General features: G+C 48.3%; 24 protein-coding genes and 1 pseudogene. 15 read left to right on the forward strand and 10 right to left on the reverse strand.

Annotated elements, in window-relative coordinates:
• Positions 1 to 260 precede the first annotated feature (260 nt).
• The 3 genes from DWZ03_RS14160 to DWZ03_RS14170 are packed head-to-tail and all read left to right on the forward strand — an operon-like array spanning position 261 to position 2,800.
• Positions 261 to 1,889 (forward strand): RluA family pseudouridine synthase, encoded by a 1,629-nt coding sequence (locus tag DWZ03_RS14160; protein WP_165852470.1) that lies wholly within the window; start codon positions 261 to 263, stop codon positions 1,887 to 1,889.
• A gap of 38 nt (positions 1,890 to 1,927) precedes the next feature.
• Entirely contained in the window at positions 1,928 to 2,398 is a 471-nt protein-coding gene (locus DWZ03_RS14165) for a GNAT family N-acetyltransferase (protein WP_035449481.1), read from the forward strand.
• A 12-nt stretch (positions 2,399 to 2,410) separates the two neighbouring features.
• Complete coding sequence (locus DWZ03_RS14170; RefSeq protein WP_005826473.1) at positions 2,411 to 2,800, forward strand: VOC family protein; 390 nt, start codon at positions 2,411 to 2,413, stop codon at positions 2,798 to 2,800.
• 4 nt (positions 2,801 to 2,804) lie between these two features.
• Here DWZ03_RS14170 and nfo read toward each other — a convergent pair whose 3' ends face one another.
• Genes nfo through DWZ03_RS14190 form a run of 4 tightly spaced genes read right to left on the reverse strand, consistent with a single transcriptional unit; the run spans position 2,805 to position 6,683 of the window.
• Complete coding sequence (nfo, locus tag DWZ03_RS14175) at positions 2,805 to 3,647, reverse strand: deoxyribonuclease IV (protein ID WP_057252739.1); 843 nt, start codon at positions 3,645 to 3,647, stop codon at positions 2,805 to 2,807.
• 4 nt (positions 3,648 to 3,651) lie between these two features.
• On the reverse strand, positions 3,652 to 3,969 hold the full coding sequence (locus DWZ03_RS14180) for an MGMT family protein (protein WP_005826471.1): 318 nt from the start codon (positions 3,967 to 3,969) through the stop codon (positions 3,652 to 3,654).
• A gap of 58 nt (positions 3,970 to 4,027) precedes the next feature.
• The gene (locus DWZ03_RS14185) at positions 4,028 to 4,510 is read right to left on the reverse strand and encodes a PepSY-like domain-containing protein (RefSeq protein ID WP_005835865.1); all 483 of its coding nucleotides are present in this window, start codon (positions 4,508 to 4,510) and stop codon (positions 4,028 to 4,030) included.
• Positions 4,511 to 4,562: 52 nt separating this feature from the next.
• Entirely contained in the window at positions 4,563 to 6,683 is a 2,121-nt protein-coding gene (locus tag DWZ03_RS14190) for a sensor histidine kinase (protein WP_081028746.1), read from the reverse strand.
• Between the two features lie 151 nt (positions 6,684 to 6,834).
• Here DWZ03_RS14190 and DWZ03_RS14195 point away from each other — a divergent pair.
• From DWZ03_RS14195 to DWZ03_RS14205, 3 genes and pseudogenes are all read left to right on the forward strand, one after another.
• Positions 6,835 to 7,292: pseudogene (locus DWZ03_RS14195) on the forward strand (GNAT family N-acetyltransferase).
• Between the two features lie 36 nt (positions 7,293 to 7,328).
• Positions 7,329 to 7,607: a zinc ribbon domain-containing protein gene (locus DWZ03_RS14200; protein WP_005835861.1), complete on the forward strand. Its 279-nt coding sequence runs from the start codon at positions 7,329 to 7,331 to the stop codon at positions 7,605 to 7,607.
• Between the two features lie 2 nt (positions 7,608 to 7,609).
• A complete protein-coding gene (locus tag DWZ03_RS14205) occupies positions 7,610 to 7,966 on the forward strand; it encodes a nitrous oxide-stimulated promoter family protein (RefSeq protein ID WP_009036628.1) in 357 nt (118 codons plus the stop codon).
• Here the strand turns inward: DWZ03_RS14205 and DWZ03_RS14210 are convergent.
• From DWZ03_RS14210 to DWZ03_RS14220, 3 genes are read right to left on the reverse strand one after another with little or no spacing between them, the layout of a single operon-like run.
• Complete coding sequence (locus DWZ03_RS14210; protein WP_080650794.1) at positions 7,912 to 8,118, reverse strand: hypothetical protein; 207 nt, start codon at positions 8,116 to 8,118, stop codon at positions 7,912 to 7,914. The two genes, DWZ03_RS14205 and DWZ03_RS14210, sit on opposite strands and share 55 nt — an antisense overlap.
• Before the next feature lie 2 nt (positions 8,119 to 8,120).
• Positions 8,121 to 8,585, reverse strand: a complete 465-nt coding sequence (locus tag DWZ03_RS14215) for a MaoC family dehydratase (RefSeq protein ID WP_005826461.1) — start codon at positions 8,583 to 8,585, stop codon at positions 8,121 to 8,123.
• A gap of 22 nt (positions 8,586 to 8,607) precedes the next feature.
• Complete coding sequence (locus DWZ03_RS14220) at positions 8,608 to 9,354, reverse strand: SGNH/GDSL hydrolase family protein (protein ID WP_009036626.1); 747 nt, start codon at positions 9,352 to 9,354, stop codon at positions 8,608 to 8,610.
• 212 nt (positions 9,355 to 9,566) lie between these two features.
• Between DWZ03_RS14220 and DWZ03_RS14230 the strand changes: the two genes are divergently transcribed.
• The 5 genes from DWZ03_RS14230 to DWZ03_RS14250 are packed head-to-tail and all read left to right on the forward strand — an operon-like array spanning position 9,567 to position 14,327.
• Positions 9,567 to 11,438 (forward strand): PAS domain-containing sensor histidine kinase, encoded by a 1,872-nt coding sequence (locus DWZ03_RS14230; protein ID WP_120130303.1) that lies wholly within the window; start codon positions 9,567 to 9,569, stop codon positions 11,436 to 11,438.
• Between the two features lie 23 nt (positions 11,439 to 11,461).
• Complete coding sequence (locus DWZ03_RS14235; protein ID WP_005826454.1) at positions 11,462 to 11,872, forward strand: secondary thiamine-phosphate synthase enzyme YjbQ; 411 nt, start codon at positions 11,462 to 11,464, stop codon at positions 11,870 to 11,872.
• Positions 11,873 to 11,884: 12 nt separating this feature from the next.
• Positions 11,885 to 12,610, forward strand: a complete 726-nt coding sequence (locus tag DWZ03_RS14240; protein WP_005826453.1) for an SDR family NAD(P)-dependent oxidoreductase — start codon at positions 11,885 to 11,887, stop codon at positions 12,608 to 12,610.
• A 42-nt stretch (positions 12,611 to 12,652) separates the two neighbouring features.
• Entirely contained in the window at positions 12,653 to 13,633 is a 981-nt protein-coding gene (locus tag DWZ03_RS14245) for a lytic transglycosylase domain-containing protein (protein ID WP_005826452.1), read from the forward strand.
• Positions 13,634 to 13,658: 25 nt separating this feature from the next.
• Positions 13,659 to 14,327, forward strand: coding sequence for an MgtC/SapB family protein (locus tag DWZ03_RS14250; protein ID WP_009036622.1), 669 nt, complete (start codon positions 13,659 to 13,661; stop codon positions 14,325 to 14,327).
• A gap of 6 nt (positions 14,328 to 14,333) precedes the next feature.
• Here the strand turns inward: DWZ03_RS14250 and DWZ03_RS14255 are convergent, their stop codons facing one another.
• The 3 genes from DWZ03_RS14255 to DWZ03_RS14265 all read right to left on the reverse strand — a co-directional run bounded on the left by DWZ03_RS14255 (position 14,334) and on the right by DWZ03_RS14265 (position 16,640).
• A complete protein-coding gene (locus DWZ03_RS14255) occupies positions 14,334 to 15,107 on the reverse strand; it encodes a TIGR03915 family putative DNA repair protein (protein WP_120130304.1) in 774 nt (257 codons plus the stop codon).
• Positions 15,104 to 16,369, reverse strand: a complete 1,266-nt coding sequence (locus tag DWZ03_RS14260) for a putative DNA modification/repair radical SAM protein (protein ID WP_057252776.1) — start codon at positions 16,367 to 16,369, stop codon at positions 15,104 to 15,106. The genes DWZ03_RS14255 and DWZ03_RS14260 overlap by 4 nt, the downstream gene beginning before the upstream one ends.
• A 94-nt stretch (positions 16,370 to 16,463) precedes the next feature.
• Entirely contained in the window at positions 16,464 to 16,640 is a 177-nt protein-coding gene (locus DWZ03_RS14265) for a histone H1 (RefSeq protein ID WP_005826447.1), read from the reverse strand.
• Between the two features lie 149 nt (positions 16,641 to 16,789).
• Here DWZ03_RS14265 and DWZ03_RS14270 point away from each other — a divergent pair, with 149 nt between their 5' ends.
• The 4 genes from DWZ03_RS14270 to DWZ03_RS14285 all read left to right on the forward strand — a co-directional run bounded on the left by DWZ03_RS14270 (position 16,790) and on the right by DWZ03_RS14285 (position 22,036).
• Entirely contained in the window at positions 16,790 to 17,431 is a 642-nt protein-coding gene (locus tag DWZ03_RS14270; protein ID WP_057256371.1) for a helix-turn-helix domain-containing protein, read from the forward strand.
• A 243-nt stretch (positions 17,432 to 17,674) separates the two neighbouring features.
• On the forward strand, positions 17,675 to 19,063 hold the full coding sequence (locus DWZ03_RS14275) for an alanine/glycine:cation symporter family protein (RefSeq protein ID WP_087332723.1): 1,389 nt from the start codon (positions 17,675 to 17,677) through the stop codon (positions 19,061 to 19,063).
• Positions 19,064 to 19,149: 86 nt separating this feature from the next.
• On the forward strand, positions 19,150 to 19,776 hold the full coding sequence (locus DWZ03_RS14280) for a hypothetical protein (protein ID WP_005826441.1): 627 nt from the start codon (positions 19,150 to 19,152) through the stop codon (positions 19,774 to 19,776).
• Positions 19,777 to 19,939: 163 nt separating this feature from the next.
• The gene (locus tag DWZ03_RS14285) at positions 19,940 to 22,036 is read left to right on the forward strand and encodes a KamA family radical SAM protein (protein WP_120130305.1); all 2,097 of its coding nucleotides are present in this window, start codon (positions 19,940 to 19,942) and stop codon (positions 22,034 to 22,036) included.
• Positions 22,037 to 22,051 lie beyond the last annotated feature (15 nt).

Raw genomic sequence — 22,051 nt, forward strand, 5'->3', positions numbered from 1 at the left:
AAAGTACACAAAAAGAAGTCTATGGAAGAAGAAAATATCCGAGACAGATTAATAGTCATTTTTTAAGGATAACAGAGTTGCCAATTTATCAAAAACAAAGTTAATTCACACATATATACATATTTGTATAAACGGAGAATAAGTAAAACTTTCCCAAAGATGTTTTTTTCTTCATAAGCGATACAACCTATATACAACGAAATAAAGATTTGCAGTACAAACGGTCTGTTATGAGAGAAATATAGTATCTTTGCAACATGATGTTGCACCGTTTTACTACTTCCATAACCGACATTCCGCTTCCGGAAAGGTTCACCTATCCTTTCTGCTATACTCCGCACCCATTATGTATATTGGCAGCCAAAGAAGTACAAAGCTATCTTACCCGACAAACTGCATGGAAGGACGAACTGCGCCAAGGCAAAATGTTCGGGGTACTGATTGTACAAACCGAGCATGGAGAAACCGGATATTTAGCTGCATTCTCAGGCATATTGGCCGGAAAGAACCTACATCCCTTTTTTGTTCCTCCCGTATATGACTTGCTACAGCCACAAGGCTTTTTCAAGATAGAAGAAGAGAACATCTCTTCCATCAACCGCAACATCCGGCAACTGGAAAATGACAAAGCATATGCCGCCTTATCAGCAGAGCTTGCCCGGACCATTCAGTCAGCAGAAAACATACTGGCAACAGCCAAAGCACAGTTGAAAGAAGCCAAAACAGCCAGAGAACAGCGCAGAAAAGAAAAAGAACTCAATGCGCAGGAAGAAGCCGAACTGATACGGGAAAGCCAGTTCCAAAAGGCGGAATATAAACGCCTGGAACGTTCATGGAAAGCAAGGATTACCACACTGCAAACGCAGACAGAAGACTGGGAAAGACGGATTTCAGCATTGAAGTCTGAACGTAAAACCCGCTCTGCAGCATTGCAGCAAAAGCTATTCGAACAGTTCGGGATGCTGAATTACCGGGGAGAAGTCAAGAATCTCTGTGAGATATTCGGGCAGACCGTGCACAAGACACCTCCTGCCGGCGCGGGTGAATGTGCGGCCCCCAAACTGCTGCAACAAGCTTATCTGCACGGATGGAAACCTATTGCCATGGCCGAGTTCTGGTGGGGTGATTCCCCCAAGACAGAGATACGCCATCACGGCCACTATTATCCGGCTTGCAAAGGAAAGTGCGAACCTATACTGCAACACATGCTGCAAGGTCTACAAGTAGAAGAAAACCCCATGTTGAAAAGAATGCAGGTACCCTCCCAAAATTTGGAGATTGTTTATGAGGACCCATGGCTTTCGGTCATCAACAAACCGGCAGGAATGCTGTCTGTTCCCGGCAAGGAAGATGCAGTCTCCGTCTATAGCCTGATGCGTGAGCAATATCCCGAAGCTGACGGTCCCCTGACGGTGCATCGTCTCGACATGGCCACTTCCGGTTTAATGCTCATTGCCAAGACCAAGCGTGTACACCAGAACCTGCAGGCCCAGTTCAAGAACCGCCTGGTCAGGAAACGTTATGTCGCATTGCTCGAGGGTATTGTCCCAAAGGACAAAGATACGGTCGACCTCCCGCTTTGCCTGAATCCACTTGACCGCCCACGGCAAATGGTACACACCGAACACGGAAAGCCCGCCATCACCGATTATCAAGTTCTGGAACGTCTGGACGGGAAACGGACCCGTATCGCTTTCTATCCGCGCACGGGAAGAACCCATCAGCTACGTATACATGCAGCACACCCGCTTGGCTTGCACTGCCCCATCATCGGTGATGAACTTTACGGGGAGAAAGCAGACCGGCTTTATCTGCATGCCGAATACTTAGAATTTACCCACCCTATAACGGGAGAAACCGTAAGGATTACCAAAGAAGCCGAATTCTGACTGTCTACTGATTAATAACCAGCAAAGTAATGCAATAAATGATGATACTCCGACCTACCCCACAAGATTATGACGAACTGTTGACCGTCTGGGAAGCCTCTGTCCGCAGCACACACCACTTCCTGGCAGAAAAGGATATACAGTTTTACAAACCGCTGATAAGAGAGCAGTACTTTCTTGCCGTAGAGCTTTACATCATCCGCAACGAAAAAGAAGAAATTGCCGCCTTTATGGGACTGAGCGATGAACTCATCGAGATGTTGTTTGTCCGTCCCGACCAACAAGGTAAGGGATACGGAAAACGGCTCATGGAGTACGCCGTCCACCAAAAACACATCCACAAAGTGGATGTAAACGAGCAGAACGGACAAGCTTGCCGATTTTACCAACATATGGGATTCCAAGTGGCCGGCTGGGACGAAACCGACCCGACGGGAAAGCCTTTCCCTATTCTGCACCTGCAATTACCAACCCCACCACAGATTACTCAGATTGAACACAGATTATAATTTAGCAAACTTATGAAGATACATCACATCGCCATCTGGACCTTCCAACTGGAAGAGATGAAAGAGTTCTACACACGTTACTTCAACGGGAGCAGCAATGAAAAGTACATCAACCCCAAAAAAGGATTCGAATCTTATTTCCTTCACTTCGATGAAGGAACGGATTTGGAACTGATGAGCCGTACGGACATACAGAATACCCCTATTGAGGAAAACAGACTGGGACTGACCCACTTTGCCTTTGCCTTCGACAGCCAGGAAGCTGTCCTCCGACAGACAGAACGGCTACGTACAGCGGGATATACCATCGCAGGAGAGCCCCGTACCTCCGGCGACGGATATTTTGAAAGTGTCGTCCTCGACCCGGACGGTAACCGTATAGAATGTGTATTCAGGGCATAGTCTCTCAATCAGAGGAGACAAAGCTTCTCAACAGTTTTATCTCCTCTGCCCAAAGCGATTCATCGGGCGTCTCCAAAATAATAGGTATACCGTCAAAACGCACATCTTGCATAAAGCGCCGGAAGAAATCCATACCTATCAGCCCCTTGCCGATGCTGTCGTGACGGTCTACTCTGGAGCCGAGTGCTTTCTTGGAGTCATTCAGGTGTATACCGCGCAGATAGCCGAAACCTACCGCTGTGTCAAACTCCTCAAACACCTTGTCATACTCATTCACTATATCATAGCCTGCTGTATACGTGTGGCAGGTATCAAGGCAAACTCCAACGCGAGACTTGTCATCCACCCGGTCAATGATATGTCCCAGCTGCCAGAACTCATTTCCCACATTGCTACCCTGCCCGGCTGTGTTCTCTATGACAGCCACCACATCGTGCGTCTTGCCCAATATAAGATTAATGGATTCAGCGACCTTGTCCAGACACTCTTCCACGGAAATCTTATTCAGATGGCTGCCCGGATGAAAATTCAGTAACTTCAGCCCTAATTGTTCGCAGCGCTGCATCTCATCCAGAAAAGCGGCACGGCTTTTCTGTAACCCTTCTTCTTCGGGATGCCCTAAATTTATCAGATAACTGTCGTGAGGCAGGATATAGCGGGAATCGAAGCCAAGCTTCCCACAATTTTCCTTAAACACCCTGATACTCTCCTCCGTCAGCGACCTTGCCACCCACTGACGCTGGTTCTTGGTAAACAAGGCAAAAGCATTTGCCCCTATCTCACTGGCATTGACGGGAGCCGCTTCCACTCCCCCACTGGCCGATACATGTGCACCTATAAATTTCATAATCTTATTGTATTTGCTCTTTCATGAATTCCCACTGGCATTTTTTCATGTCCACACACCCATTCTTTCTGAACGTCACGCCCTCTGCCTCCAGCAAAGCACGCTGTTCCGCCCAGCACGGTGCCAGCCTGCCCTGGCTGTTCACTACCCGATGGCAGGGCAGACACATGCCGTCGGGCACATCGTGCATAGCATGTCCCACCATGCGCGAACATTGAGGTCTTCCGACAAGATAGGCTATCTGTCCGTACGTCACCACCCGCCCCGGAGGGATTGCGGCCACTACATTATAAACCTCCTGCTGAAAAGTGTCTTTGTCCATAAAAGTCTGGTTTGGGAAGGCAAAGATATGATAAATTCAGCAGGTATGCGAACAGACGTTACAAGAAAGTGGCTGCGCCGAGCGGATTGTATGTATAGGTGACATTACGGGCACGGATGATTTCGCCCGTCGGGGTAAACAATATCTGATATTTCGTCTGGAGATTTGCCATCCCTACCTCTACCGCCACGATGGACTGCCATTTGGGAAACTGTACCCAAGTGACATTCTGCACCATCCCTCCGGAATATTCACTGGCGGCAAAAGCATTGTAAACGGCAGGGGGCACTTCGTCCATTGTCTCCCAGTCCGTCTGTTGCATTACCCATTGCGCCTGCCCGTCAAACCAGACTTTCGTATCAAAACCGTTCATCAGGAAATCTGCCACATAATAAGATTCATCATGCGACCAGGCAACATCATCTGCCGTAGGATACATTTTCTTCAGTGCAGCCTGTACATCAGCAGGTGCCCAATCGGCAGAAGCCGAGACTGATACCATCAGCATCAAAACCAGAAAAGAGAATTTCAACTTACTCATAACTTCATCAGATTATCATGTTATGAGAAGAACGACGTACAGTAGATTTTGTTCACCGGCAATTCCCGGCCGTCAACTCCCAACCATTCAGTGGCAATATCAGCAAGAAACGTGACCCGCCGGTATAGTTTCTATCCAGCCTCACCTCCCCATTCAGCCTTTCAGCGATAATGCGGCAGATATTCAATCCCAATCCCGTACCTTGCTTGAACGCATCCAATTTATTGAAACGTTCGAAGATGCTGTCGGCCTTATCTTCGGGAATGCCCGAACCCGTATCGGCAACAGAAAAGGTAATCTTTCCCGCAATCTCCGAGAGAGAACAATGCAGATGAATCTCACCCTGCTCGGTATGTTTCTCTGCATTGGTCAAGAAATTGATAAGCACTTGCTCCAGACGCTTCTCATCCGTTACAATCAGATAATCATCCGCCACATCCGAAGTGAAATACAGCTTCACATTTTCCGGTTTACGATGTTCTACGGTAACAATGGCAGATTGACAAACGGCATTACAACTGTGAGGTTCCAAACGCATGGTATATTTACCGCTTTCCAAACTGGCAAGATCAAGAAGGTCGTCTACCAGCGTGGTGAGCAAATCGGAATTCTGCTGAATGCGGAGACTGAACTCGCTCTTCTCCTCTTCAGTAAACTCCATTTCGGGCAAAGACAGCATCTGGGAGAATCCGACAATGGCATTGAGCGGTGTCCGGATTTCGTGACTCATGTTCTGTATAAAGAACATCTTCATCTTATCCGACTGTTCGGCACGGTCGCGGGCCACTGTCAGTTCCTGGTTCTTCTCTTGCAAGGCAGCCATCGACTTGCGACGTTTGTACAGATAGAATATAAGAAAACAAGTAAACAGCAATAAAATCAAGGCTACCAGGCTTAGTACAACAATTTGGTGCTGCGACACAACCTGCTGTTCCTTCAGAATGGCTTTCTGCCGCTCGGCTTCCACATTGAGGCGGGCCAGTTCCAGATTACGGTTCTCCAGCACCAACTTACTGTTCTCGGCATTGATTTTCTCCAATTCGGCATGCGACTGGCTCTGTTCCAATGCCAACTGTGTATTGGCCAGACTCAACTTCGTATTTTTGTATTCCAGCACTTTGGCTTCCAGTTTCATACGCTCGTTATCCAATTGGGCTGTCAATTCGGCCAAATCTGAAGACTGCACCAGCCGGCTCAACGAGTCTTTATAATTATTGTATACAGAGGCATACAAATAAGCCTGCTCATAGTCTCCGGACTTCACATATATTTCTCTGCGCAAACGATACACCTCCATTTTATTACCCACAGAGTCAGCTGCCTTCAGAGCCTGCTCATAATCCTTATCCAAAACCAGCCTGTATACACGAAGTCTCCTCGCCGTTTCATTCCATCCAATCCCATATTGTTTCATCTGACGCAGACATTCGTCATAGCAAGTCCTGAATTCATCATCACGGCGCATCCAGTATAAGACTTGACACTTCTCCCGCATGACCCCAATACGGCTTCCGGACGTTTTTGCCTCTCTTATACCTTTCTCCGCCAGTTCCAATGCCTTATCATATCCTTCCTCCTTTTTACCACGATAATATCTGATGAGAGCCTGGTAAAGTGTTGTAGGGTCCTGCTCCGGAAGATGCTCTTGCATATACACCAAAGCTTCCTGATAGTATTCCGCAGCCAATGCTTCATTTCCACGAACACGATAAATGTTTCCCAAGGTACGAATACAAGAAAAGATTCCATAATCATGTTTATCCTCAAAGGCTTGCTTCTTCATATCTTCAGCCTTTTGTAGTGCACGCAACGTACGGCCATTGTTCAATAGCTTATTAATCTCAATTGTACAAGCAAAATAATAATACTGTAAATAGTCATTTTTCCTCGCCTCGAGCCTTAACCTTTCGGCAGACTGCTCCAACATATCATAGTTATTGGCGGCAGCATAATAATGTACGGGAATGGTCAGTGCCAGGCATTGGGCTTTCTTATCTTTCTTCTTGGTAGCTTCAGCATATAGAGTATCAGCTATAAGCAACCCTTGCGGAAGGGTATTCCATCTTGTTGCCCGCTGATAAATAATATATAAGGAATCATCAATCTTATACGGATTGTTCTGTGCCCGAGCAGGTAAAGAAAATCCTGCAAGAAGTAGACACAGCAAAACCATTATATATTTTATTATCGACACAATGCAAAGATACTCTTTAAAATCCAAATAGTATAAAATATAGAAAAAAAGTTCATTTTCTACAAGTTAAAATGATATTCCATGGTAATCCAGCGGCAAATGACTAACTTTACACCAGAAATTCAGAAATATGATAAGAATACATCCCATATCCGGCAACAAAAAGCAATATCTTGACCTGCTGCTGCTTGCCGACGAACAAGAGTCCATGATTGACCGTTATCTGGAACGGGGAGAGATGTTCATCCTATCCGATAATGATACAGTCAAAGCGTCTTGTGTAATCACCTGCGAGGATAAAGGAATCTACGAATAAAGAGCATAGCTGTCTATCCGGAATACCAGCGCCAGGGATATGGAAGACAACTGATAGCATTCGTTCTTGAACATTATAAAGACCGGTGCCATACTATGCTTGTCGGCACTGGAGACAGTCCGCTAACCATCCCCTTCTATGAAAGCTGCGGATTTGCATACTCACACCGGGTACCCGATTTCTTTATCGATAATTACGACCACCCCATATTTGAAGGAGGCAAGCAACTGAAAGACATGATTTATCTGAAAAGAACGCTTCAACCAAAATAATATCCTATATTTGCATATCACTTAACTCCACACATTATGGAAGCTAAACTTTGCCAAAGCTGCGGAATGCCCTTGTCATCTGCAGAAGTACTCGGAACCAATGCCGACGGTAGCCTCAACGAGGAATATTGCACCTATTGCTACCAGCACGGCAATTTTGCACAAGACTGCACTATGGACGAAATGATAGAACATTGTGCACAGTTCACCGACGAATTCAACAAGGATTCCGGAATGAATTTCACTAAAGAGGAAGCCATTGCCGGTATGAAAGAATTCTTCCCGACCTTGAAACGCTGGCAGTCCAAACAATAAACATGCCATCCCGTATCGAGCAGGAAAAACAGACAGTAGAACGGATGGTCCGCCTCTACTGCCGGAAAAAGGAAGGTAACAAGCAATTGTGTCCCCGATGCGAGGAATTGCTGGGATATGCCCGCATTCGTCTTTCACGCTGTCCTTTCGGTGAGAATAAATCCACCTGCAGGCAATGCAGCATTCACTGCTACAAGCCCGAAATGAAAGAACGGATGCGTAAAGTCATGCGGTATGCCGGACCACGGATGCTGTTATACCATCCCGTGGCGGCACTCTGCCATTTGTGGCAGGAGTATGTCCATCAGTATCTCACCAAACGTTTCGGAGTTCCGCGCCAGGAACAGCACAAACAATAAACCGTATCCAGGTCGTATCCTTCCAATGAAGAGGTGCTGTCTTTAGGCACAATCTCGCCTTTGTCAGAGATGTAGACCGGCAAGCGCTCACCTTGTCCGTTCGTCACAAAAAATGCCCCCACCTTGCATTGGGGGCATACCATCTTACGCATAATCAATTGAAATAATACAAAAATATAGCCACCCCTTCCAATGCCTTCTTCTTTTCACCTTGTATTTCGATGGCAAACTTTATTTCCGCCTTTGCTACGCCGCGCAGATTCGACAGAGATTGCAAATGGGCAACCAGTCGGATGCTCTGTCCGGATAATACCGCCTGACCGAACTTCATCTTGTCCATACCATAATTAATCATCATCTTCAGGTTGTTCACTTCAATAATCTGGTTCCACAGATATGGCAACATGGACAAGGTGAGATACCCATGTGCAATAGTGCTCTTAAAAGGGCTTTCCACTTTGGCGCGTTCCGTATCGACGTGTATCCACTGATGGTCCAATGTCGCATCAGCAAACAGATTGATACGCTCCTGAGGGAGCTCTACATATTCCGAAACACCGATTTGCTGGCCTACCAGCTTTTCAAAATCCTCGTACGAGTTGATAATCACTTTTTCCATTACTCTCTATTTTATTGATAAATTATAAATTCACACGCTTTATCCACATATCCGCCATTCGTTTATGCCCTGCAGGAGTGGGGTGGATACCGTCCCAAATCCAATAGGTGTCTTGAGAAGCCGGAGCAGTGCCGAGAATTTCATCGAACATCGCATTATAAGGAAGAAATACCGTCTGATAGTCCTTCGCTATCCTCTCTACGATGGCGGCACAGCGACGCACCAGACTATCACGTTCTGCAAAGTCCTCACTCTTACGCATATTGCCGACATTGGCAACAAAAGGAGTGCCCAGCACTATCTTCAATTCCGGATTGGCCTGCAAAGAACGGTCAAGCAAGGAACGGTAACACTTCTCCCATCCTTCAAAATCAAAAGGCTCTTTTTTGTCACCCTGCAGATAGTAATGTACATCGTTTGTCCCCACCAAGACGGAAAGCACATCCGGTTTCATTCCAATGACATCCTCTTCCCAGCGTTTCTCCAAATCCCGGAGAGTGTTTCCACTGATGCCACGGTTAAAAAAAGCATATTCCTTTTCCGGAAAATCTCCTTGATAACGACTTGCACACAAATACATATAGCCGCTACCGTAAATATGGTTCATATCCCAAAGGCTTCGTTCCGCAGTCGGTTTGGGCATCCCGCAGGCATTTCCCCAGTTACCGTCCGTGATAGAATCTCCGATAAACAAGACACGCGGGCCGCTTGCATGGAGTAAGAGTGATATGCAGAAAAAAACTATTACAAAGAGTCCAATACGCTTCATGGCATTTTCTTGTTAGAATGTAAAAATTGCAACAAATATACGTCTTATTCCGGCAAGTACAAAAACTCGGGTACCTTTTTCCCATTTCCCAAAAACACATATAACCCTTATTTTTATTTCCGTTCATCACAGATTAATTTGGAAATAATGTATCTTTGTCAATATCTTAATTGTTGTGGCAGAACAAAAACATCACTATTAAAGATTCCGGTATGAATTCTAAATTTGATTATGACTTACTGTCAGCAATGATGACCAATGCCAATATGGGATGGTGGGAAGCTGATTTAAAGACCGAAAGCTACATTTGCTCCGAATATATCTCCCGGTTGCTGGGACTGGATGAGGATGGAACCATCAGCTTTAAAGATTTCAACAAACGTATCCTGAAAGAGGAACAACGGCATACTACCACACATTCCTTCGACAATATCCGGCAGACACAAGAGACTGTATATCTGCTCAACACAGTAGAGGGTCCAACGTGGATAAGAAGCAAGATATGCCTGCAGAGAACCGATGAAAACGGTAATGTCAAAGTCTACGGCATTGCCGAAACACAAGACGGTCCCGACATGTCATCGGCATCCCAAGCCTTACAAGAGCGTAACCGTCTCCTCCATAATATTTATAAATATCTTCCGGTAGGAATTGAGCTCTATAACCGAGAGGGAATATTGATAGATATGAATGACAAAGAGCAGGAAATGTTCCATCTCAAACAGAAAGAAGATCTACTTGGAATTAATATTTTCGAGAATCCGATTTTCCCGGAAGAGATGAAAAGCAAGTTAAGAAAACATGAAAATGCAGACTTCACTTTCCGGTATGACTTCTCTAAAATAGGCAATTACTACAAGACACAGAAGAAGACGGGCACCATAGACCTTGTAACCAAAGTCACAAGCCTTTACGACGATAATCACAACCTGACCAACTATCTGCTAATCAACGCAGACAAAACGGAAACGACCGTCGCTTACAACAAAATACAAGAGTTCGAGAGCCACTTTGAGCTTATAGGTGACTATGCCAAAGTGGGATATGCCAATTATGACCTTCTTAATGAGCAAGGCTATGCCCAACGCAGCTGGTACAAGAACTTGGGTGAGAAAACAGAAACACCGTTGTCCGAAATCATCGGAACCTACAATCATCTCCACCCAGACGACCGTACTATCATGCTTGACTTCCTACAGAACGTAAAGAGAGGACTGGCACACAAGCTCAGCCGGGAAGTACGTGTTCTTAAAGAAGACGGTTCTTTCATGTGGACCCACGTCAACATCATTGTAGAACGCTACATGCCTGAACAGAACATCATAGAGATTATCTGCATCAATTACGACATCACCCAATTAAAGCAGACGGAGGCAATGCTGATACAAGCCAAGGAAAAGGCCGAAGAGGCAGACTGGCTGAAATCCGCTTTCCTTGCCAATATGAGCCATGAAATCCGCACGCCGCTAAATGCGATTATCGGTTTCTCCAGCCTGCTGCACTACGTGGAAAACGAGCAGGAAAGGGAACAGTACATCTCTTTGATAAACCACAACAACCAACTGTTGCTCAAACTAATCAACGACGTTCTGGACCTTTCCAAGATAGAGGCCGGACACATAGAGCTCCATTCCGAATGGTTCAATCCGGCAGAACTCATCGAGGAAAGTATTACCGAGTACGAACGGAACGTTCCGGCAGGAGTGAAACTCTTTGCCAGGTATCCGGCAGCCCCCGGCCAGATAGAGCACGACCCGATGCGCATCAAACAGATACTGAACAACTTCATATCGAATGCACTGAAAAACACCGTGCAGGGACATATCGAAGTGTACTACGAAACGGACACAGACGGAATAAGAATCAGTGTTTCCGATACTGGATGCGGTATTCCCCCCGACAAACTGGGAATGATATTCGAACGGTTTGAAAAGGTGGACTCTTTTGCCCAAGGTGCCGGATTAGGACTCTCCATCTGCAAATCCATCGTTGAGAAAATGAATGGAGTGATTACCGTAGATTCGACAATGGGAGTGGGAAGCACATTCACCGTGGAACTGCCCTGCCGGACAAGACCATCCTGACAACAAACGAAAAACAATGATTTATGACCGCACAGAAAGAATTTACCCTAACCCCTCGCCGGCGTGGCTTTCACCTGGTGACAGAGGAGATTATACGCAACCTTCCACCGCTTCCGTCTGCCGGAATCCTGCATCTGTTCATCAAGCATACAAGCGCAGGCCTCACCATCAACGAGAATGCAGACCCTGACGTACAGACAGATATGGAAGCCATCTTCAACCGCCTCGTAAAAGAACGGGAACCTTATTACCAACATACATGCGAAGGCGATGACGATATGCCCGCCCATGCCAAGGCAACCCTCAGCGGAACCAGCCTCACCATCCCCATCACCAATGGGCGTCTGAACATAGGTATCTGGCAAGGCATCTATCTCTGCGAGTTCCGCAACCGGGGCGGAGGAAGAAGAATTGTAGCAACCGTCATCGGATAATCCCCTATCATCATGCAGAAAGCCATCATCATCGGTGCCACTTCAGGCATCGGACAAGAAGTAGCCAGGATACTTGTACAACAAGGCTGGCATATAGGTATTGCCGGCAGAAGAGAGGAAGCATTGCATGCCCTGCAAGCCACCGCACCCGACCGGATAGTCACGGAACAGCTGGACGTTACGGAAGAGACAGCGACTCTACACCTCCATAACCTGATAAAAAAGCTGGGAGGCATAGACCTGTTTTTCCTCAGTTCCGGCGTGGGACATCAAAACCGGGACTTACAACCGGACATCGAACTGAACACGGCACGTACCAATGTAGAGGGATTTACCCGCATGGTGACTGCCGCCTTCAACTATTTCAAGGAAAAAGGCTCCGGACATATTGCTGTCATCAGTTCCATTGCAGGCACTAAAGGACTAGGCGTTGCACCGGCCTACTCTGCCACCAAACGCTTCCAGAATACCTATATCGAAGCGCTGGCACAACTTGCCCGGATGCAGCATCTTGATATACACTTCACCGACATCCGTCCGGGATTTGTTGCCACCGATTTATTGAAAAGCGGGAAATACCCGATGCTGATGAAAGCAGACCGTGTAGCACAGCACATAATCAAGGCTTTAAGAGAAAAGAGACGGGTAGTTGTCATTGACGGACGCTACCGGGTACTGGTATTTTTTTGGCGTATGATTCCACGATGGCTATGGGAAAGGTTGCCTATAACGAATTGATTTCGTATCTTCACGTCTCCAAACAGAAATATACATACAGACATGAAGAAAAATTCAAAATATATCGTGCTTACCGCTGCCATTGCACTGTGCGCAGGTTCCAGCCTCCCCTTCCTCGCAGGCAGCAGTACGCTGAATCCCGAACGCGATTCCGTGAAATCCGAAGTTCCCTACTGCGTGACCTCCCCCAGCGTACCGGATAAGATCACTTTTGCCGGACAAGCTATTGACCTGCTTCGCTACGACCACCGCGAACGTATGGACCGCGAACTGATGTCCTTCACCTACATGCACTCCACCACCATGCTCATGGTGAAGCGTGCCAACCGCTACTTCCCCGTCATAGAGCCTATACTAAAAGCCAACGGCCTTCCCGATGACTTCAAGTACCTCGCTGTGATAGAAAGCAACCTGAACCCGCTTGCCAAATCGCCTGCGGGTGCCGCCGGCCTATGGCAGTTCATGCCTGCCACCGGACGCGAATTCGGACTGGAGGTGAACAGCAACATCGACGAACGATACCATATCGAGAAAGAGACCAAAGCAGCCTGCAAGTACCTGAAAGATGCTTATCAGAAATACGGGAACTGGCTGTGCGTAGCCGCTGCCTACAATGCCGGGCAAGGACGCATCTCCACACAACTGCAGAAGCAAATGGTGGACCAGGCTGTCGACTTATGGCTGGTAGAAGAGACTTCGCGCTACATGTTCCGCCTGCTGGCAGCCAAAGCAGTCATCAGCAATCCGCAGCAGTACGGCTTTCTGTTGAAACGGGAACATCTTTATCCACCCATCCCCTACACGGAAGTGACCGTCACAACGGGCATCGGCAACCTGGCACAGTTTGCCAAAGATAAAGGCATCACCTATGCCCAACTGAAAGATGCCAATCCGTGGCTGCGGGATACCTCGCTGATGAATAAAAGCGGACGTACATACATACTAAAAATACCGACACAAGCCGGAATGCATTACAACCCCAAGAAAACAGTGCCCCACAATAAGAATTGGGTCATCAATTAATAAAAAAGAAAGAGAGGATACGATGATGATGTTAAACTTTGATTTTGTGCTCAGGTTGCTGGTAGCCGGAATATTGGGTGCCATTATCGGACTGGACCGGGAATACCGTGCCAAAGAAGCAGGCTACCGCACCCATTTCCTGGTATCATTGGGAAGCGCGCTCATCATGATTGTATCCCAATATGGTTTTCAGGAAATCATCAAGGAAAGCAGTGTGACGCTGGACCCCAGCCGTGTTGCCGCACAAGTAGTCAGCGGTATCGGATTCATCGGTGCGGGTACCATCATTTTCCAGAAACAGATAGTCAGGGGACTGACAACAGCCGCAGGAATATGGGCTACTGCAGGCATCGGATTGGCAGTAGGTGCAGGAATGTACACCATCAGCATTGCCGCCACCCTGCTGACTCTGGCAGGGCTCGAACTGTTGAGCCTTATTTTCAAAAGCATTGGCATGAAAAGTTCCGTGATAACCTTTTCCACTTCCAGCAAAGAGATACTGCCGCAAGTGTCCCGGCGATTCAACTCCAAAGACTATCTGGTGGTGTCCTACAACCTGGACCGGCAAGTGCAGGGAGAGTACACCAACTATCAAGTGACCATGGTCATCAAATCCAAGAAAAGCTATGATGAGGGATATTTGCTGCAACTGATGCAGGAATTTCCCGAAGTGACAGTGGAGAAAATCGAATAAAGGGAATCACTGCTGTTTTTCCGTCAGATATTTCCAATAGCGCACGGGCATGTCCTGCTTGTGCTTCCGGGGATTGAGGCGTTCCTTGATGCAGATTGCCTTGAAATAGGTTTTCCAGAGAGACTGGAAAAGCTGTTCGTCTCCGTCCATCAGACTTTCGTCGAGCATGCCGGTGACAAGATGTCCTTCGCGACTGTCCTCACCAAAAGTCACCTGGCGCACCTCCTTCAAGTCGTAATAGTACCCATAGGCTCGCCTGATGTCATAAATCAACCAACGCTGGTCGGCAAAACGGTCCTTGAAATGCCCCGTCACCAAAGGAAGGGCATTCTTTTCGGGCTCGATGGCAGCAAAGAAAGTACCGTCCGCAGCCTTCTGGAAGCGGACAAACTGAAGCAGGCGTATACGCTCCCAATCCACCCGCTTCCACATACGGGAGAACTCCAGCACATCAGGGTCGGCAAAGTTCGTTTCAATGGAGCGAGGAGCATCTATCGCCTTGCGGATATAGCGGAACAGCAGCATGGGAGTTTCCGGTTCCTCTGCCAGCCAGCATTGGGCGAGGCAGGCAAGTGCCGCAGACGACAGCTTCTTCTGCAATCCGCGCCAGACGCGACCGGACTTCTCCTCATCGGTTATCACTGTAAATATTTCATCGTAGAACAATGGTAGAGGCTCTCCCTCCAACAACAGTGTATCGGGGAAAATGCGGCGGAAATAGGCTTCAAAAACAGAAGTCAGCAATCCCTCAAAAGTCTTATCGTATAAAAAGATATTCATTCGCCAAAATCAAGCATCAACTGCCTCTCATCCACTTTTTTCTTGTTCGGTTTGGGCAACAGCAGACTGCGTACCCCTTGCGGAGTCAGCTCATTGACCGTGCGCATCGGCAACTCGCAGCAGGTAATGAAATACTGCGCCTTCTTCATCACCACCCCTATCTTCTTCAACTGGTAGAAACCTATCTTGGAGAAACGTCGGGAAGCCACTATCAGCCGTGCCGACTTCACGCCGATGCCCGGCACGCGGAGCAACATCTCATAATCCACCTTGTTCACATCGACCGGAAACTGCTCGGGATGGCGCAAAGCCCAGGACAGCTTGGGGTCAATCTCCAAATCAAGGTCCGGGTAGGCATCATCCACTATTTCCTCCACCTTGAACTGATAAAAACGCATTAACCAATCGGCTTGGTAGAGCCGGTTTTCACGTACCAAAGGGGGCTGCTTCAATGCCGGCAGGCGCTTATCGTAGGTATTGACGGAAATATAGCCCGAATAGTAGACACGCCGCATCGTAGGTCCCTTGTAGAGGGCCGACGAAAGATACAGAATATCCTTGTCCGTCTCGGCGGTAGCGCCTACTATCATCTGTGTGCTTTGTCCTGCAGGAGCGAAACGAGGAGCGTGGCGGTGTTTCTTGCGTTCTTCCGAACTTTCAAGGACTCCCTGCTGGATGTAGCGCATAGGCGCATATACACTCTTATGGTCTTTCTCCGGGGCAAGCAGTTTCAGGTTCTCCTCCTTCGGTATCTCGACATTGACGCTGAGACGGTCGGCATAAAGTCCTGCCTCATTCACCAGTTCGCGGCTGGCACCGGGAATGCTCTTCAGATGGATATATCCGTTGAAACGATGGATAGTGCGGAGGTCCTTGGCAACGCGCACCAGGCGTTCCATCGTGTAATCGGGATTACGCACCACCCCACTGCTCAGGAAAAGCCCTTCGATATAGTTGCGGCGATAGAACTCCATGGTGAGGTCTACAAGCTCGGCCACCGACAGCGTGGCACGCGGCAGGTCGTTGCTGCGGCGGTTGATGCAGTAGGCGCAGTCGTAGATGCAATAATTGGTAAGCATCACTTTGAGCAGGGAGATACAACGGCCGTCCTCGGCAAAACTATGGCAGATGCCCCAGCCACCCACAGTGTTCCCCAGCATGCCTGCCTTGCCGGAGCGCACCGTACCACTGGAGGAGCAAGAGACGTCATACTTTGCCGACTCTGCCAGTATCTTCAGTTTATTGAGAACGTTTTCATCCATAATACCTGCGTCAAAAGTAGCAATAATACTTTTCAAAAACAAAAAAGACCGCCAGTAGTGGCAGTCTTTCGCAGCATCAAATATGCTTTTTTTCTTACTTCTTAGAAGCTTCCAAAGATGCTTTGCGGAATTCCTTCATAGCTTTTTCGATTTCCAAAGAAGCCTTACGAGCGCGAGTTCCTGCTGCCTTGTTACCGTTTTCCAACTGAGCGTTTGCATCTTTTGAGAAGTCTGCATACAATGCAGCTACTTTTTCAACTAATTCTTTCATAATCCTTTTTAAATTACTTCGTTAATAATGTCTGGCAAAAATACATTCTTTCTTGAAATAAATGCAGAAAAACGATATTTTTTTTGAAATATTCGGTAAAATCGCCGCAAAAAGGGGCTCTTACGCATTTTTTATCTACTTTTGCAAGCATGAAAACGCTTACTGACACCGAATATATACACGCTCTCATAGCCGAAGGAGAGCACCAACAGCAGGATTTCAAGTTCGAAATATCCGACGCCCGCAAGATAGCCAAAACCCTTTCAGCCTTTGCCAATACAGACGGTGGAAAACTGCTCATCGGAGTGAAAGATAACGGGAAAATTGCCGGTGTCCGTTCGGACGAAGAACAATATATGATAGAAGCGGCTGCCGGACTTTATTGCAGCCCCGAAGTGAACTACATCATGCAGACCTATCTGGTGGAAGGCCGCAGTGTGCTGGTGGTACAAATCGAGGAAAGTGACCGGAAGCCGGTATATGCCAAGGACGAAACAGGAAAATACTTGGCCTATCTCCGCATCAAGGATGAAAACATCCTGGCTACTCCCGTCCATCTGCGCGTCTGGCAGCAAAGCGGAAGTCCGAAAGGAGAACTGATAGAATATACCGAACGGGAACAACTGTTGCTCAATCTGCTGGAAGAAAACGACCGCCTTTCACTGAACCGTTACTGCCGCCTGGCGCATCTTTCCCGACGCGCCGCCGAACATCTGCTGGCAAAGTTTGTTCGTTATGACATAGTGGAACCGGTGTTTGAAGGACACAAATTTCACTTCAAGCTGAAATAGGCAAGGAGATTCCGTCAGGTTTGTCCAGATTTGTCCATGGTACAAATCGCAGCACACGAGCTCATACCACGTTGATTATCACCGACTTGCAAGGAGTCTATTTCAGTTAATGACAGAGGTAGCCTTGAATAACGACAGAGGTAGCCTAAAGTAACGACAGAGACCACCTTAGATAACGACAGAGGGTAGCACTTGTTTTGTGTGAGTTTTTTTACTACAAATAGATAACTGTACATATACATTATGGGAATAATAAATCTGATAAACGACCTGCTCTGGACCTACATCCTCGTTGCCCTGCTGTTGGGATGCGCCGTATGGTTTACGCTGAGAACCCGCTTTGTACAGTTCCGGATGATAAAGGAAATGGTACGTCTGCTGGGCGACTCGGGCGGGAAAGGCGATGCCAAGGAAAAGCATATCTCATCGTTCCAGGCATTTGCCATCTCCATTGCCAGCCGTGTAGGTACGGGCAATCTTGCAGGGGTTGCCACCGCCATTGCAGTAGGCGGTCCGGGCGCTGTATTCTGGATGTGGGTGATTGCCCTCCTGGGTGCTTCCAGCTCGTTTGTAGAATCTACACTGGCCCAATTGTATAAGATAAAGGGCAAAGACTCCTTTATCGGCGGCCCGGCCTACTATATGCGTAAGGGACTGAAACAGCCGTGGATGGGGGCACTGTTTGCCGTACTTATCACCATTACCTTCGGATTTGCATTCAACTCGGTACAGAGCAATACACTGTGTGCCGCTTTCGAAGGCGCTTTCGGGTTCGACCATGCCGTTGTGGGAGGCATCATCACCGCACTCACGCTGACAATCATCTTTGGAGGCGTACAGCGCATAGCCAAAGTCAGCAGCATCATCGTCCCCATCATGGCGTTGGGATACATTGCACTGGCACTTATCATCGTTCTGTTGAACATCAAAGAGCTGCCGGGAGTCCTGGCACTCATTGTCGGCCACGCCTTCGGATGGGAGCAGGCTTTGGGAGGGGGTGTCGGCATGGCGCTGATGCAGGGCATCAAACGCGGGCTGTTCAGCAACGAGGCCGGTATGGGGTCCGCCCCCAATGTGGCGGCAACCGCACACGTCAGCCACCCCGTGAAGCAAGGCTTGATTCAGACGCTGGGAGTATTTACCGATACGCTGATTATATGTACCTGCACCGCTTTCATCATTCTGTTCAGCGGTGCTCCACTGGATGGTTCCACAAACGGCGTACAGCTTACCCAGCATGCACTGACCAACGAGATAGGACCTTCGGGAGCCATCTTCGTTGCGGTAGCCTTGTTCTTCTTCGCATTCAGCAGCATTCTGGGAAATTATTATTACGGAGAAGCCAATGTGCGCTACCTTACCCACCGTAAATGGGTGCTCAACATCTACCGTATACTGGTGGGCGGCATGGTCATGTTCGGTGCTGTTGCCACCCTCGACCTGGCATGGAGCCTTGCCGACGTCACTATGGGACTCATGGCGCTCTGCAATCTTATCGCCATCAGCCTGCTCGGAAAATACGCTTTCAGGCTGCTTGAAGACTACCGCGCACAGAAAAGCGCCGGTATTAAAGACCCCGTTTTCACCAAGAACCGCCTGAAAGAGGTAGAAAAAGACATAGAGTGCTGGTGATAACCAACTTATTTCGTACTTTTGCAGCCGGAACCGCCGGATGACCTGCGGTCTTGTAATTTGTAATCAGTAATTCGTAATTTGATATGAGTTTATTTGCCAAACTATTCAACAAGAATACCGGAGAAGTATCTTCGAAGAATGTGGAAGACTTCGTGTCACTGACACGCGTCTACTTCCAGTCTGTAATAGCCGCCAACCTGGGCATCACCAATATCCGCTTTGTGCCGGATGTAGCCAACTTCAAGCGTCTGTTCAAAATCCCCACGCAGGGAGGCCGCCTGGGACAAGCGGAAAAGGCCGCTTCGCGCAAGATGCTGATGCAGGACTACGGCATCAGTGAAAACTTCTTCAAGGAAATTGATACTTCCGTCAAGAAGCACTGCCGTACGCAGAACGACGTACAAGGTTATCTCTTTATGTATCAAGGATTCTCCAATGACTTGATGATGCTGATGGGAAACCTGATGCAGTGGAAATTCCGCATGCCTTCCATCTTCAAGGGAGCACTGCGCAGCATGACCGAAAAAACCGTACACGACGTCTGTACAAAAACCGTATGGAAAAAGGACGATGTACACAAGACGGCAGCGGCAGTACGCCAGTACAAAGAGCGTCTGGGATATTCGGAACAATGGATGACCGAGTACGTTTACAACGTAGTGATGCTGGCCAAAAAGGAACCGAAACAGAAAGCCAACGAAGAGAAATAAAAGAAAAAGAATTCTAAAGAACTTTAGAAACAAGAAGGCGGGAAAGAAATTTCCCGCCTTTTTTTGTTATTTTTAGCAAATGAAATCATTTTCCCCTCACGGAACACAAGGACGCACCCCGCGTCAACCATCATAAATATTAACTTCAAAAAAACAACCGCTTATGAAACAAAAGAAAATGCTTGCACTCACTCTATCACAACTGGAACAACTTTATCGGCACGAACTCCCTGAATTGGTCAGCATCGCCGTTCAAAGCGACGATGCGGAAGCCTTCAAGGCCAACCTGACGGAGTACATTGCCGGACATCCGGAAGTGGACAACGAGGCCGGTAAGCAAATTCGACTCTTGATTGAATTTGACGGGCAGGAAGTACACGAGCTCTCCATCGGAGAACAGCTGCCCATATCAACTTTATCAATGCTGCATTCCTTCCTCACGGGACAATGGGAAGAGGAAACGGAAACGGACTTGTTCATCGACTTGTTCCAGCAGTTCAAACGCCTCCACCAGCCAGCCCCCACCCTGCCCTCCGCACAGAAAATCAAAACCCTGACCGAACGCTGGCCCAGCGGACTGGATGAAGACGTGCAGCATATCCGTGCAAAGAACAAGGAACGCATCCTGCATGCACTGGTGCAGAAGATTGAGCACCGCAAGAACCCGGCTTCCCGCTTCCATTTCGAAGAGGGACTCAGCTACGAGGAGAAGTTCAACCTCGTCAGCGAATGGTGGAATGACTTCCGTTTCCATCTTGCCATGGCCGTCAAAAGCCCTACGGAGCTAAACCGTCTTCTCGGCAACTCCCTTTCTGCCGAAACCATGTACCTGCTCTCAAAAGCCCGCAAGAAGGGAATGCCTTTCTTCGCCACCCCCTATTATCTGTCACTGCTGAACTGCACCGGCGGCGGATACGACGACGAGGCCCTGCGCAGCTATATACTCTATTCACCCCAACTGGTGGAAACCTACGGACAGATACGTGCCTGGGAACGGGAGGATATCGTAGAACCAGGTAAACCCAACGCCGCCGGCTGGCTGCTGCCCGACGGGCATAACATCCACCGCCGTTATCCGGAAGTGGCCATCCTCATCCCCGACACCATGGGACGCGCCTGCGGAGGACTCTGCGCATCTTGTCAGCGTATGTACGACTTTCAAAGCAAACGGCTCAATTTTGAGTTTGACACCCTGCGTCCCAAGGAGACATGGGAAAAGAAGCTGCGCCGGCTGATGGCCTATTTTGAGGAAGACACGCAACTGCGGGACATTCTCATCACCGGCGGTGACGCACTGATGAGCCAAAACAAGACGCTGGGCAACATATTAGACGCCGTCTACCGCATGGCAGTCCGCAAGCGGAAAGCCAATCAGGAACGGCCCGAGGGAGAAAAGTATGCAGAACTGCAACGTGTACGCCTCGGCTCACGCCTCCCCGCCTACCTGCCCATGCGCATCAATGACGGGCTGGTGGAGATTCTAAGGGAATTCAAGGAAAAGGCGTCTACCATCGGCATCCGCCAGTTCATTATCCAGACACATTTCCAAACCCCGCTCGAAGTCACTCCGGAAGCTGCCGAAGGAATACGCAAACTGCTGGCGGCAGGCTGGCTCATTGACAACCAACTGGTATACAACGTAGCTGCATCCCGCCGGGGGCATACCACCCGCCTGCGCCAAGTGCTCAATCAGTTGGGAGTGGTTTGCTACTACACCTTCTCCGTGAAAGGTTTTGAAGAAAACAATGCCGTGTTTACCCCCAACAGCCGTTCCGTACAAGAGCAATGGGAAGAAAAGCGCTTCGGAAAGCTGACCAAGGAAGATGCCCATAATCTGTCCGTACTGCTTGGAACCGTCCATGACCCGGCAGCCTGCATCCGGCGTTTCCTGAAAACGCACCACCTGCCTTTCCTCGCCACCGACCGCAATGTGCTCAACCTGCCCGCCATCGGCAAGAGCATGACCTTCAACATGGTAGGCATCACTTCCGAAGGCAAGCGCATCCTGCGTTTCGACCATGACAGCACCCGGCGCCACAGCCCTATAATAGACCGGCTGGGACAAATATATATCGTAGAGAACAAGTCCATAGCCTCCTACCTCCGCCAACTGCAGGCCATGGGAGAAGACGCCGAAGAATATGACACCATCTGGAACTATACGGAAGGCAAGACAGAATCCCGGTTCAGCCTCTACGAATATCCTGATTTCCCCTTCCAAATCACCGACAGAATGAGCAATCAGGACATTGCAGGATAGCATATCCAAGATATA

The organism is Bacteroides sp. AF29-11 (assembly GCF_003602895.1).
Classification (GTDB): Bacteria; Bacteroidota; Bacteroidia; order Bacteroidales; family Bacteroidaceae; genus Bacteroides; species Bacteroides uniformis.